This window comes from Telluria sp. ZB4P36 (genome assembly GCF_059685865.1).
Genome location: NZ_JCASIE010000014.1, coordinates 106,186 through 119,849, shown reverse-complemented (window position 1 = coordinate 119,849; position 13,664 = coordinate 106,186). Strand labels below are relative to the sequence as shown.

Here is a 13,664-nt window from a genome sequence, read left to right as displayed (position 1 = left end):
GTCTAGCCCGCGCGTTCGGGCTCCAGCAGTCTGGCGGTGACCAGGTCGCGCTCGTGGTCGACGATGCCGTCCACCATGCGCTCGTCCAGTCCCATCGCCTCCAGCACGAAGGCCGACAGCTGCAGGCTGGCTTCCAGCGTCTCCGGCACCACCACGCTGGCGCCGGCCAGGCGCAGGGCGCGCGCGTGCTTTTCGTCGCGCGAGCGCACGAACAGGCGCGCGTGCGGGAACTCGCGGCGGATGCCGCGCACCGCCTGCATGGCCGACGCCGGATGGTCCATGGTCAGCACGATCGCGGGCGCCTCGTCGGCATGCACGCGGCGCAGCAGTTCCGGCCGCGAGGCATTGCCGAAGTAGACCGGCCGGCCTTCCGCATGCAGTTGCGACACCAGCTTGGCGTCGCACTCGAAGGCCACGAAGGGAATGTTCTGCTCGCCCAGCAGCTTGGCAAGCTGCTGGCCCACGCGGCCGAAACCGGCGATGATGACGCGGCCGCGCGCCGAGGCCAGCGCAGCGTCGTCGCTGGCCGCCGCCTGTTCGTGCCGCGCATGCTCGTGGCGCTCGCCGATGAAGCGACCCAGGCGCGCCAGCATCGGCGTGAAGAACAGCGACAGGCCGACCACCAGCATGACCTGCGCGCCCAGCGTCGTTTCGAGCACTTGCGAAGTCATGGCGTAGCCGATCGCCACGAAGGCGAATTCGCCGCCCTGGCCCAGCAGCAGGCCGCCCTCGACGGCGCGGCTCCAGGGCTGGCCGCCGATGCGCAGCAGGATTGCGACCACCAGCGCCTTGAGCAGCACCAGCCCGGCCACCGAGGCCGCCAGCAGCAGGGGCGCGTCGAGGATCTGGCGGGTGTCGATGCTCATCCCGACCGTCATGAAGAACAGGCCCATGAGCAGGCCCTTGAAGGGCTCGACCATCAGTTCGACTTCGTGCTTGAACTCGGTCTCGGCCAGCAGCAGGCCGGCGATCATCGCCCCCAGCGCCATCGACAGGCCGGCGGCGGCCGACAGTCCCGCGATGCCGAAGGTGCTCAGCAGGATCAGCGCCATGAACACGTCCGGCTGGCGGTGTTCGGCGAAGGAGCGGAACAGTTTGCGCACGATGCGGCCGCCGACCAGGTAGATCAGGCCGATGGCGATCGCGGCCTTCAGCAAGGTGGTCAGTGCCAGCAGGGCGATGCCGTCGCCGTGGTCTCCACCCAGGGCGCCGATCAGGAGCAGGATCGGGACCACGGCAAGGTCTTGCAGCATCAGGATGGCAAACGCCGCCTGGCCGAGTGGACTGCCGGTGGCCTGCTGCTGGGCGAGCAGCTGCATGACGACGGCCGTGGAAGACAGCGACAGCACCAGGCCGACGACGAGGGCGGTCTGGGAGTCGAGTCCATAGGCCAGGAACAGGACGCCGCCGGCCAGCGCCGCGCTGGCCAGCACTTGCGCGGTGCCGGCGCCGAACACCCAGCGCCGCATCGCCCACAGGCGGGCCGCCGAGAGCTCGAGGCCGATCATGAACATCAGGAACAGCACGCCGATTTCGGCCAGCGCCGCAATGCCCTGGTCGCGCGGGAAGGTGAGGAAGGCCAGCCATGGGACCTCGCCGGCCAGCAGGCCCAGGCCGAAGGGGCCGACCAGGGTGCCGACCGCCAGGAAGCCGACCACCTGGTTGATACGCAGGCGCTGCAGGGTGGGGATCAGGATGCCGGAGAGGACCAGGAAGAGGAGGATCTCCCGCAGGAAGGGGAACGAGTGTTGCTCTTGCACGGTGGATGGCCGGTGGTTGTTGTTGGCCGGATTGTAACGTCCCGGCGCAGGCCGGGCCCCAAGTCTGCTAGCGCGGGCTCACCGCCATCAGCAATTCCCCGCCTGCACCGCCTCCGGCGGCGTCTCTTCCTGCTGCCGGTGCCCGCTCGCCACCGGCTGGCGGCTTTCGGCGGTGTGCTGGAGTTCCTCGATCTCCGGGTCCTCGACGTTGCGCAGTTCGAGGTAGCGGTCGAGCGCCTGGTCGAGGCGCGGCAGCAGGATGCCGCGTTCGCTGGTCAGGGCGCAGTACGCAGGCCGCGCCGCCGGGAAGGCGATCGCACGCGCCTCCAGCCGGCTCGCATCCACGCCGGCCCGCTCGGCCGCCTTCTGCGCCAGTTCGGCCCAGGTCAGGGCGCCGCCGTTCGACAGATGCCAGATGCCGGCTTCGCGGTCGATCGCCAGGTCGAGGCAGGCGTGCACCAGGTCCGGCACGTAGGTCGGCGTGATGGTCAAATCGTTGGAGGCGGCGAAAGGCTCGCCGCGCTCCAGCGCATTCAGGGCCAGGGTGACGAAGTTGTGCTGGTCCCAGGGCCCGAAGAAGGCGCTGGTGCGCACCACCAGCGCGTCCGAATGCTTGTCCAGCACGGCCGTCTCGGCCTCGGCCTTGCTGCGGCCGTAGACGTTGAGCGGCGCCACCGGGTCGGATTCCACGTAGGGGCGGTCCTGGCGGCCGTCGAACACCAGGTCGCTCGAGAAGGTGGTCAGGTGGATGCCGTGGCGCGCGCAGGCCGCGGCCAGGAGCGCCGCGCCGAGCGTGTTCTCGCGCAGGCAGCGCTCCGCATCGTGCTCGGCCTCGTCGACACGCACGTAGCCGCAGGTATTGATGACCGCCCAGGGCTGGTGCTCGGCCAGCGCGCGCTCGACCGAATCGGCGTCGGCGATGTCCATCTCCTTGCGCGACAGCAGGCGGTAGGACAGGTTGCGCTTGCGGCAGACGCGGGCGAAGGCGCGGCCCAGGGTGCCGGTCGCGCCAAGGATCAGGATCGGCGCCGCGCCCGTGCCCACCAGGCGGTGGCCGTCGGCCGAGATCGAGGTCAGCGCGCTGGGGGTGGCCACCGGCGGGTGGCACAGGAAACGGCCCGGGCGGCGCCACCAGCCCTGGCCGCGCAGCACCGGGTGCGACAGCGGTGTGCCGGAAGATAGTTCCTTCATCATCTTCGCCAGTGCGGTCGGGCGCGGCATCGGCGAACGCACGTCGAAGGGGCCCGGCTCGTAGTAGCCCTTGTTCTGGGTGACCAGGCTGTTCCAGTCGAAGGAACCGAGCAGCGACCAGACGGTGACGGCGCGCACGTCGACGCCGTTCTGCTGCGACTGCTGGGCCGCTTCCCAGATCTCGAGCAGCCAGCGCAGCTGGTCTTCGCGGTTGGCGTCGATGTGGGCTTCGGTGATGGCCAGCGGGATGCCGTAGCGGTCCCAGATCTCGCTGAGCAGCGGGGCGATGCCCGGGGTCGGCGTGGCCAGCACGCGCGAGGCTTCGATGTCGGCGCAGGGGATGCCGTCCGCCACGCCGCGGTGGTGCTCAGGGAAGCGCTCGGGTCGGTGGTCGAGCCAGCGCTCGGACGTGACGTAGTAGTTGACGCCGATGATGTCGGGCGGGCAGGGGTTCTCGCGGAACCACAGGAATTCGGACGCGTCGATGCCGGTCTTGAGCAGGTACTTCCACAGCTTGTGCTGTTCGTCGACCATCCCGCACAGCAGGTCCCAGGCCAGCCAGCGCCGCTCGTTGTAGAACTCGGCGACGTGGGCGAGTTTCGGAGTGCCGTAGGTCTTGCCGAGGTCGTCGGTCTGGACCAGCTTGGCATCCGGATTGACGGCGCGGATCGCGCGCATCGCCAGCACCACGGCGCGGCACTGGATCAGCAGGGCTTCGATGAAAGTGCGGTCGTCGCGGCCGTGCGGGTACCAGACGCCGTACAGGCCGGCGAAGCGGGCGGTGGTGCAGGGCTCGTTGACCGGGGTGTAGTACTCGATCCAGGGATAGCGCGCGGCCACGGCGCCGGCATACTCGGCCAGCTGCTCGGCAAAGCTTGGGTCGACCAGGCTGGTGTGGCGCGGGCCGCTGCCGTGGTGCACCAGGCCGGCGATCGGGGTCACGCCTGCGCCGCGCAGGGCTTCCAGGCGCTCGTCGGCCCAACGCCAGTCGGCACTCGCCAGGCCGTCGGGTGCGGTACGTTCCCATAGCACGGGATAGCGGATTGCCCGGATGCCGGTGGACGCGAAGCGCCCGATGTCGCAGGCGCGTGCGGCGTGGCCATTGCGGTCGAGCTGGCTGAAATACTCGTCGCGGACGCGGTTGACCGTACATTCGAGGCCGCCCCAGAGTTCCAGTGGGCGGGTTTGGCTGTTCGTGCTCTTTTGTGGATTCATCAGTTTCACCAAATATTAGTTTTCTAACAACAATTTCCGTGCAGCTCGGCGTCCCAGGTACAAAAGCGTCGAAAGGGGGAGCCGGCCGGCAGGCCATGTGCCAGGTAGCGGTTGACATCCTTGCGCCAACCTGCAACCATGCGGTCCATGAATTTTCCGAAAGCACATCATCTTTTCTTGACCTGGTGGCGCCGCTCCTAGCGTGCGGCCACAGGAAATGATCTGCATTTCGACTAACGCCGCCTCGATCCGGGTGGCGTTTTTGTTTCTGGCGCAGGAGGATCGGGGCAATAACAAGGAAACCCGATGAGCTCCCAAACCCCTTCCACCGCCGCGCCAGTCATCCTCACCGGCGACCGTCCTACCGGTCCGCTGCACCTCGGCCACTTCGTGGGCAGCCTGCGCAACCGCGTGGCCTACCAGGACACCTACCGCCAGTTCGTCATGCTGGCCGACGCCCAGGCGCTGACCGACAATATGGATGACATCGGTAAGGTACACCGGAACGTGGTCGAAGTGGCGCTCGATTACCTCGCCTGCGGCATCGATCCGGCCCGTACGACCATCCTGATCCAGTCGCAAATCCCCGAACTGACCGAGCTCACTTTCTATTACCTGAACCTGGTGACCGTGGCCCGCCTCGAGCGCAACCCGACCGTGAAACAGGAGATCATCCTGCGCGGCTTCGAGCGCGACATCCCGGCCGGCTTCCTGACCTACCCGGCCAGCCAGGCCGCCGATATCACCGCCTTCAAGGCCAGTGTGGTGCCGGTGGGCGAGGACCAGATCCCGATGATCGAGCAGTGCAACGAGATCGTGCGCAAGTTCAACCGCACCTACGGCGGGGACAAGGACATCCTGGTCGAGTGCAAGGCGATCGTGCCGGAAGTCGGCCGCCTGCCGGGCATCGACGGCCGCGCCAAGATGAGCAAGTCGCTCGGCAACACCATCAACCTGGGCGCCTCCGCCGACGAGATCCGCGCCGCGGTCAAGCAGGTCTATACCGACCCGCTGCACCTGAAGGTGTCCGACCCGGGCCACCTGGAGGGCAACGTGGCCTTCATCTACCTCGACGCCTTCGACACCGACAAGGAAGGCCTGGCCGAGATGAAGGCCCACTACACCCGCGGCGGGCTGGGCGACAGCGTGGTCAAGAAGCGCCTCGAGGGCATCCTGCAGGAACTGCTGGCGCCGATCCGCGCGCGCCGCGAGGAGTTCGCCAAGGACCGCGGCCAGGTGCTGCAGATCCTGAAGGAAGGCACCATGAAGGCGCGTGAAGTGGCGGCGCAGACCACCGATGAAGTGAAAAAGGCGCTGGGACTGTCGTACTTCTGATCTGAAGCCAGGTGCCGGTATCGCGCGGTGGTACCGCGCGTATCGGCACCTGCCTCCCTCGCGGTCCGCACTGGCCCGCGATCTCCTCCGGTGGCAAGCTGCAGGCTTCAACGTCACTGGAGGACTCCCCCATGAGCAAAGGCCTGCGCCTGACCGAAAAATGGATGCAGCGCGCGCTGTGGCTGGTCGCGCTTGCGTTCGCGTCTTTCCTGATTGGCCTGGGCGGCAAGATCGTTCACAACCTGTGGAACGTCGAGCAGCCCTTGAGCATCGAGCAGTTCATGGACCGCAACCAGGTGGACGCCTTGCGCGACGGGCAGGCTGCGGCAAGGGCGCGCCGCGAGGCCGCCCAGCTGCAGCTGGAGCAGGCGGCCCAGCAGCACGAGGTGGCGCGCGCGAATACCCGTTCGGCGCGCGAGACCTTCGACAACTGGCTGGCGACGCGGCGCGCCACCGCCAGGCCGGACCAGGATCCCGAGCTGCTCGAACGTACCCGTGGACTGGATCGGCTGGAGCGCGCCGAGCGCGCCGCGCTGGCGGTGGTCCAGGCCCAGCAGCAGGCGCTGCTCGACGCCGACCAGGCCCTGCAGCGCGCCCAGATGCGCTGGGAACGCATGGAAAAGCCGGCGCGCGACGCCTATGCGCGGGCCGCCACCAGCAAGGAGCTGCGCGTCTTCCTGTATCGCCTGGCGCTGACCCTGCCGCTGCTGGTGCTGGCCGGCTGGCTGTTCGCACGCAAGCGCCAGAGCGCCTACTGGCCCTTCGTATGGGGTTTCATCTTCTTCGCACTGTTCGCCTTCTTCTTCGAGCTCGTGCCTTATCTGCCGAGCTACGGCGGCTATGTGCGCTACCTGGTCGGCATCGCCGTCACCGTGCTGGCGGGGCGCTATGCAATTCAGTCGCTGCAGCGCTACCTGGCGCGCCAGAAGCAGGCCGAGGCACTGCCGGACCTGCAGCGCCGCCAGACCCTGCGCTACGACGCGGCCCTGGCCCGGCTGGGCAAGGGCGTGTGTCCTGGATGCGAGCGGCCGGTCGACCTGAAGGATACGAGCGTCGACTTCTGCCCGCACTGCGGCATCGGCCTGTTCGACCGCTGCGGCTGCTGCTGCAGCCGCAAGAACGCCTTCGCCCGCTTCTGCTTCTCGTGCGGGACGGCGGCGAATACCTCCCTGGCTGAATGAGCCCATGGGAGAGCAGCTTTAGTCACGCAGGTCGGCCGGGACCTTTCCGCCGTTAGCCGCCAGCTTGTTCATGACCTGGCGGTGCAGCCAGATGTTCATCGCGGCCGAGTCGCTGGTGTCGCCCGTGTAGTGCAGCTCGGCGGCCAGCTCCTTGCGCGCCTGCAGGCTGCTGTCCAGGTCGAGCAGCTTGAGCAGGTCGACAATGGACGTGCGCCAATTCAGCTGCTGGCCGCTGGATGCCTGCATCTTGCCCAGGATTTCCTCGACGTCCACCTGGTCCATCATGGCGGGTGCGGCCTGCGGCTGGGCTTGCGGAGCTGCGGGAGCGGCCGGCTTGGGTGCCTGCGCCTGCGGCTGGGCCTGGGGTTGTGCCTGAGGGCCCTTGTTGGCAGCGTGAGCTTTCGGGAAAATCTTGCTGAAGATATTGCTTAGGATGCCCATATAGTCCTCTTTGCTTGGTGAGATTATTGGCGACGCATGTTCTGCGCCATGTGGCCCAAGGCAATGGCAAGGGCGGCGCCGCCGATTGCCTTGACCAGGGTGGGATTCTGGGCATAGAAATCACCCATCCGGTCGACGATGCTCGGATTTTCCTGCTCCGCTTTTTCGGCCAGTTCGCGCACCTCTTCAGGCGAGACCTGCGAAGCCTGTTCCGGCGTCACCTGGGTGGGCGCCCGTCCACCGCCGAAAATGCTGCCGAGACCGCCAAGGCCGCCGGACCCGCGACTGGCGAGCTGGGACAGCACCGCCGGTCCCAGGGTCGCCAGCAGCTGGTTCAGCATGCCTGCGCGCTGGTTCGGATTGCTCTGGCCAAACATCTGGCTGACCATCTGCGGAAAGGGCGGGGTCTGGTCGGAGCGCAGGGCCCCGGTCACGCCGCGCGCCAGCATATCGGGCGGCGCGTTCTGCGCCACCCGGTCGAAGTCGTCGTTGGCCTGGCTGATGTTGCCGCCGCCGGCGCCGCCGCCCAGGTATTGGTTCAATAGGTTGCCAAGATCAAATGCCATGTTGTACTCCCTTGCTTTCAGAAGCTGGAAGGTCGAGAGTAGGTGTTTTGACAGGGATTTCTCTGTTCGTTATCCAACGGTCGAGGGTCGAAAGCTGTATTTACTTTCCATGTAGACATCAATAGGGCAGGCAGGTTAAGCTGGCCGGCATGTCTTACCTGTTGCTCCTGCTATTTGCCGCCGCCTATGCCTTCGCCACCGTCCGCTGGAACCTGCCCCTGCTGGTCGGCGGCGCCTACCTGGCGATCAGCCTGAGCTGTTTCGTGGCGTATGCGATCGACAAGTCGGCCGCGAAGAAGGGCAACTGGCGCACGCCGGAGTCGACCTTATTGCTGCTCGGCCTGGTCGGCGGCTGGCCGGGCGCCCTGCTGGCGCAGAAGTGGCTGCGGCACAAGACGTCGAAACAGTCGTTCCAGTGGAAGTTTTACCTGACGGTCGTGCTGAACCTGGGCTTGTTCCTGTATCTTTCCCGGTTGGGCGCAGCACCGATTCCTTGACTCCAGCGCGGAGGAAGAGAGCATGTGGCGATATCCCCGGATCCTGGCCCACCGCGGCGGCGGCACGCTGGCTCCCGAGAACACGTTCGCCGGCCTGCGGCGCGGCATGGACTACGGCTTCCGCGCGGTCGAGTTCGACGTCATGCTGGCGCGCGACGGCGTGCCGGTGGTGATGCACGATCCCTACCTGGGCCGCACCGTCAGCGGCGCCGGCCACGTGTTCGACTACGACGCGCACGAGCTGGCGCAGATGGACGCCGGCAGCTGGTTCGGCCCGGACTTCCATGGCGAGCCGGTACCCCTGTTCTTCGAGTTCGTGCAGTACTGCAAGGCGCGCGGCATCTGGATGAACATCGAGATCAAGCCGGCCCGCGGTTTCGACCGCGAGACCGGCGACAAGGTCGCACGCATCACGCGCGCCGTGTTCGCGGACGAGATCGCGGCCGGACAGCTGGAGCGGGTGCCGCTGCTGTCCTCGTTCAGCCTGGCCACCCTGGAAAGCGCGCGCGACGCCGCCCCGGACCTGCCGCGCGCCTTCCTCATGAGCGAGCTGCCGCCCGGCTGGGAGCCGCTGGCGCGCTCGGTCGAGGCGGTGGCGATCCATACCAACCACCGCCACCTGACCCCGGCGCTCGCCAAGGTCGTGCGCGACGCCGGCTTCGGGCTGTTCTGCTACACCGTCAATGAACCGCAGCGCGCCCGCGAACTGCTGGACTGGGGCGTCGAGGCTTTCTGTACCGACCGCATCGACCTGATCGGCCCCGACCTGGCCTGATCCGTATTAAGAAAATTTCAACAGGGCCCTTCAGAAAATTGACCGGTTGTCGATAAGTTCTGACAACTGCCTAAACGGATGACTTGATGTCATTGTCAATCAATAATAATTCGCTGTCGCTCCATGCCCAGCGCAGCCTGCGCCTGCACGCCGCCGTACAGGAGACCCTGCTCATGCGCCTGACTGCGGGCACGCGCATCAACAAGGCCGCCGACGACCCGGCGGGCCAGGCCATTGCCGCGCGCATGGATGCGGGCATGCGCGGGGTCAGCCAGGCGATGCGCAGCATCAGCGACGGCAGTTCGATGCTGCAAGTGGCGGACGGCGCGCTCGCCAACGTGGCCGACAGCCTGCAGCGCCTGCGCGAACTGGCGGTCACGGCCGGTAACGGCAGCTACGGCGCCGCCGACCGCGCCACGCTGCAGCGGGAGGCGAACGAGATCCTGAACCACATCAACCAGGTCGGCGCGCAGACCGAATTCAATGGCGAGGCGATCTTCTCGCAGGACCGCGTCAGCATTGGCGGCGACGACAGGAAGCGGGCGGTGATCGACGGCCTCAAGACCGGCTGGCTGAGCGCATCCGAAAAGATGATGAAGGACCTGTTCGGGATCGAGGCCGACGGGGTCACGCTCACGGTCGACCTCGACCAGGACGCGTGGGACCCCGGCGTGCTGGCCTCGGTCAGCGGGGTTGTGGGAGGCGACGGCAAGACCAACGATATGCACCTGAACATCAACATGGCCTACTTCGGCACCGCGGCCACGCCGGACGGCGGCAGCGCCCCGATGTACAGCGACCGCATCATCGCGCACGAGATGGCGCACGCCATCATGGGACGCTCCATGAACTTCGCGGCCTTGCCGCACTGGCTGAAGGAAGGCGCGGCCGAGCTGATTCACGGCGCCGACGAGCGGGTGCGCAGCGCCATGGCGGGCGGCGCCCTGGCCGCCGACATCGTCGGCGGCATCTCGGGCGGCACCTACGAATACGAGGGCGCCTATGTCGCCGCCCGCTACCTGCACCAGCGCATGAAGGATTTCGGCGTGGAGGGCGGCATCAAGGGGGTGATGCAATACCTGAACCGGAACCAGGCGGCCGACCTCGATGACGCGCTGAATGCGCTGACTGGTGGCGACATTGTGGACGAGGCGGACTTCCGCGCCGAATTCGCTGCCCAGGGCGCCGCTTTCATCAGCGGTAAACTGAACCTGACCAATGCGGATACGGGCGCCATTGGCGGCTTCGACGCGGACGGCAAGGCCGTCATGACCGCGCGTAGCGTGGTGGCCGACAGCGGCGACAACAATGCCAGCGACGGCCTGGGCCGCTTCGTGGTGGAGTATCCCGAATTGGGCGGGTACACCGGCATGCGCCGGGTGCAGGTGCAGGCCGGCGACAGCGCGGGCGACTTGATCGACCTGCAGTTCAGCGCCATCAATACACATGCCCTCGGGCTGGCCGACCTCGACATGCAGCGCGGCGCGGTGGCGCTGCTGCACGTGGACCAGGCGCTGGAATTCGTGAACCAGCAGCGCGTGGTGGCCGGTGCCTCCGGCAACCGGCTCGACCTGGCGGCCGGCGCGCTGCAGACCAGTTCCGCCACCATGGCGGCGGCCAAGGAGCGGATCGAAGGCGTCGACTACGCCGGCGCCGCGGCTGGGCTGACGCGCGCACAGATCCTGCAGCAGGCGGCGTCGGCGATGCTGGCGCAGGCGAACAGCCAGCCGCGGGCGGTTCTGTCGCTGCTGCGTTGAGGCCTGGCCCGTAAATATCCGGCGGGCCAATAAGCGTCCGCCCAGCTAGGCTATAATCGATTTTTTATAGCGCATGCTCCCTCATTCCGCCCCTACGACATGAAATCCTCCGAAATCCGCGAAAAGTTCCTCAAGTTCTTCGAGTCCAAAGGCCACGCCATCGTCCGTTCCAGCCCCCTCGTGCCGGGCAACGATCCCACCATGTTGTTGACCAACAGCGGAATGGTGCAGTTCAAGGATGTGTTCCTCGGCCTGGATACGCGCCCGTACTCGCGCGCCACCACCGTGCAGCGCTGCGTGCGCGCCGGCGGCAAGCACAACGACCTGGAAAACGTCGGCTATACCGCGCGCCACCACACCTTCTTCGAAATGCTGGGTAACTTCAGCTTCGGCGACTACTTCAAGCGCGATGCCATCCACTACTGCTGGGAGCTGCTGACCAAGGTCTACATGCTGCCGGCCGAGAAGCTGACCGTCACCGTCTACTTCGAAGACGACGAAGCCTACGACATCTGGGCCAGTGAGGTCGGTGTACCGACCGAACGCATCATCCGCATCGGCGACAACAAGGGCGCGCGCTACGCCTCCGACAACTTCTGGCAGATGGCCGACACCGGCCCCTGCGGTCCGTGCACCGAGGTGTTCTACGACCACGGCGCCGACATCTGGGGCGGTCCTCCGGGCTCGCCTGAAGAAGACGGCGACCGCTTCATCGAGATCTGGAACCTGGTGTTCATGCAGTTCAACCGCGACGAGTCGGGCACCTTGACCCCGCTGCCGAAGCCGTCGATCGACACCGGCATGGGCATGGAGCGCCTGGCCGCCGTGCTGCAGCACGTGCACAGCAACTACGAGATCGACCTGTTCCAGGCATTGATCCGCGCCGCCGCGCGCGAAACCGGCGCGACCGACCTCGAGAACAACTCGCTCAAGGTCATCGCCGACCACATCCGCGCTGCCTCGTTCATGATCGTCGACGGCATCATCCCGAGCAGCGAAGGCCACGGCTACGTCCTGCGCCGCATCATCCGCCGCGCACTGCGCCACGGCCACAAGCTGGGCCAAACGAAACCGTTCTTCCACAAGCTGGTGGCCGACCTCGACATCGAGATGGGCACCGCCTATCCGGAACTGCACGAAGCGGCAGCGCGCGTGGCGCAAGTGCTGAAGACCGAGGAAGAACGCTTCGGCGAGACCCTGGAAAACGGCATGAAGATCCTGGAAGCGCAGCTGGCCAAGGATGCGAAGAACCTGGACGGCGCCACCGCCTTCACCCTGTACGACACCTACGGCTTCCCGCTCGACCTCACCGCCGACATCTGCCGCGAGCGTGGCATCACGCTCGACGAAGAAGGCTTCACGGCCGCGATGGAGCAGCAGAAGAAGACCGCGCGCGCCGCCGGCAAGTTCAAGATGGCCGCCAAGGTCGAGTACGCGGGCGAAAAGACCAAGTTCGTCGGTTATGAATCGCTCACCCACAACACCCACGTGCTGGCCCTGTACGCCGACGGCGTGTCGGTCCAGGAGCTGAAGGCCGGCCAGGAAGGCATCGTGGTGCTCGACACCACCCCGTTCTACGCGGAGTCGGGCGGCCAGGTGGGCGACCAGGGCGTCATCAAGGCGGGCGCCAGCCAGTTCGAAGTCGAGGACACCCTGAAGATCCAGGCGGAAGTCTTCGGCCACCACGGCGTGCTGCGCGCAGGTTCGCTGAAGGTCGGCGACACCGTCGATGCCCAGGTCGACACCGTCAAGCGTGCACGCACCATCCGCAACCACTCGGCGACCCACCTGATGCACAAGGCGCTGCGCGAAGTGCTGGGCAGCCACGTGCAGCAGAAAGGCTCGCTGGTCGACGCCGAGAAGACCCGCTTCGACTTCAGCCACGGCGCGCCGCTGACCGCCGAAGAAATCGCGAAGGTCGAGGCCATCGTCAACCGCGAGATCCTCGAGAACCACGCCACCCAGGCGCAGCACATGTCCTTCGACGACGCCGTCAAGCATGGCGCGATGGCCCTGTTCGGCGAGAAGTACGGCGACAGCGTGCGCGTGCTGGACATCGGTTCCTCGAAAGAGCTGTGCGGCGGCGTGCACGTCACCCGCACCGGCGACATCGGCCTGTTCAAGATCGTCTCGGAAGGCGGCGTCGCCGCCGGCATCCGCCGTGTCGAAGCCGTGACCGGCGAGGGCGCGCTGGCGCTGGTGCAGTCGATCAACCGCAAGCTGCAGGAAGCCGCCGGCGCCCTGAAGACCAGTCCGGACGAGCTGCCGTCGCGCATCGCCCAGGTGCAGGACCAGGTCAAGTCGCTGGAGAAGGAAGTGGCTGCGCTCAAGTCGAAGCTGGCCGCAGGGCAGGGCGACGAGCTGCTGACCAAGGCGATCGACGTGAACGGCATCAAGGTGCTGGCCGCGACCATGGAAGGCGCCGACGTCACCGCGCTGCGCGAGACCATGGACAAGCTGAAGGACAAGCTTGGCACCGCCGCCATCGTGCTGGCCAGCGTGCTCGAAGGCAAGGTCAGCCTGATCGCGGGCGTGACCAAGGATGCCACCGGCAAGGTCAAGGCCGGCGAACTGGTGAACTTCGTCGCCCAGCAGGTGGGCGGCAAGGGCGGCGGCCGTCCGGACATGGCGCAGGCCGGCGGTACCGATCCGGCGAACCTGCCGCAGGCGCTGGCCGGCGTGGCCGGCTGGGTGGGCGAGCGCGCGTAAGCGCTGCGCATCGTTCGCATGAAGACGCCGCCTGCGGGCGGCGTTTTTACGCGTTCGTCGCATCGCACAAGCACCTCTTGCACCACCCCGGCCCACCCCCACATGGAAAGTGTCACACGACAGTGCGCAAGCATGTTCTATTTCACAATTGGTTGCAACCCTGCAACAATGTGTGACTATTTTGGTGCGCTGCGTCATACTGCCGGAAAAGGAGTAGTATTTGATTTCCGAGCACCA

The 13,664-nt window shown here is 66.7% G+C and carries 10 protein-coding genes; 6 read left to right on the top strand and 4 right to left on the bottom strand.

All coding sequences use genetic code 11. The annotated features are described in order from the left end of the window. Nucleotides 1–2: 2 nt before the first annotated feature. Both AC56LK_RS18015 and AC56LK_RS18010 read right to left on the bottom strand, forming a co-directional pair. Nucleotides 3–1,760, bottom strand: coding sequence for a cation:proton antiporter domain-containing protein (locus AC56LK_RS18015; protein ID WP_497185856.1), 1,758 nt, complete (start codon nucleotides 1,758–1,760; stop codon nucleotides 3–5). Nucleotides 1,761–1,847: 87 nt separating this feature from the next. Next, a complete protein-coding gene (locus tag AC56LK_RS18010; RefSeq protein WP_497185855.1) occupies nucleotides 1,848–4,166 on the bottom strand; it encodes a family 1 glycosylhydrolase in 2,319 nt (772 codons plus the stop codon). A 306-nt stretch (nucleotides 4,167–4,472) separates the two neighbouring features. On the opposite strand from AC56LK_RS18010, the gene trpS reads away from it, so the two are divergent. Then, nucleotides 4,473–5,501 carry a tryptophan--tRNA ligase gene (gene trpS / locus AC56LK_RS18005; protein WP_497185854.1) on the top strand — a complete coding sequence of 343 codons (1,029 nt, stop codon included), beginning with the start codon at nucleotides 4,473–4,475 and terminating at the stop codon, nucleotides 5,499–5,501. Nucleotides 5,502–5,632: 131 nt separating this feature from the next. Then, nucleotides 5,633–6,682 carry a serine endopeptidase gene (locus tag AC56LK_RS18000; protein ID WP_497185853.1) on the top strand — a complete coding sequence of 350 codons (1,050 nt, stop codon included), beginning with the start codon at nucleotides 5,633–5,635 and terminating at the stop codon, nucleotides 6,680–6,682. 18 nt (nucleotides 6,683–6,700) lie between these two features. On the opposite strand, the gene AC56LK_RS17995 is transcribed toward AC56LK_RS18000, so the two are convergent. Together AC56LK_RS17995 and AC56LK_RS17990 are read right to left on the bottom strand one after the other, a co-directional pair. After that, complete coding sequence (locus AC56LK_RS17995; RefSeq protein ID WP_497185852.1) at nucleotides 6,701–7,123, bottom strand: DUF3597 domain-containing protein; 423 nt, start codon at nucleotides 7,121–7,123, stop codon at nucleotides 6,701–6,703. Nucleotides 7,124–7,146: 23 nt separating this feature from the next. Beyond that, on the bottom strand, nucleotides 7,147–7,689 hold the full coding sequence (locus AC56LK_RS17990) for a hypothetical protein (protein WP_497185851.1): 543 nt from the start codon (nucleotides 7,687–7,689) through the stop codon (nucleotides 7,147–7,149). Between the two features lie 149 nt (nucleotides 7,690–7,838). On the opposite strand from AC56LK_RS17990, the gene AC56LK_RS17985 reads away from it, so the two are divergent. From AC56LK_RS17985 to alaS, 4 genes are all read left to right on the top strand, one after another. After that, entirely contained in the window at nucleotides 7,839–8,186 is a 348-nt protein-coding gene (locus AC56LK_RS17985) for a DUF1294 domain-containing protein (protein ID WP_497185850.1), read from the top strand. Between the two features lie 22 nt (nucleotides 8,187–8,208). Beyond that, on the top strand, nucleotides 8,209–8,961 hold the full coding sequence (gene ugpQ / locus AC56LK_RS17980) for a glycerophosphodiester phosphodiesterase (protein ID WP_497185849.1): 753 nt from the start codon (nucleotides 8,209–8,211) through the stop codon (nucleotides 8,959–8,961). An 86-nt stretch (nucleotides 8,962–9,047) separates the two neighbouring features. Next, entirely contained in the window at nucleotides 9,048–10,718 is a 1,671-nt protein-coding gene (locus tag AC56LK_RS17975; RefSeq protein WP_497185848.1) for a flagellinolysin, read from the top strand. Nucleotides 10,719–10,817: 99 nt separating this feature from the next. Beyond that, entirely contained in the window at nucleotides 10,818–13,427 is a 2,610-nt protein-coding gene (alaS, locus tag AC56LK_RS17970; RefSeq protein WP_497185847.1) for an alanine--tRNA ligase, read from the top strand. Nucleotides 13,428–13,664: the final 237 nt, after the last annotated feature.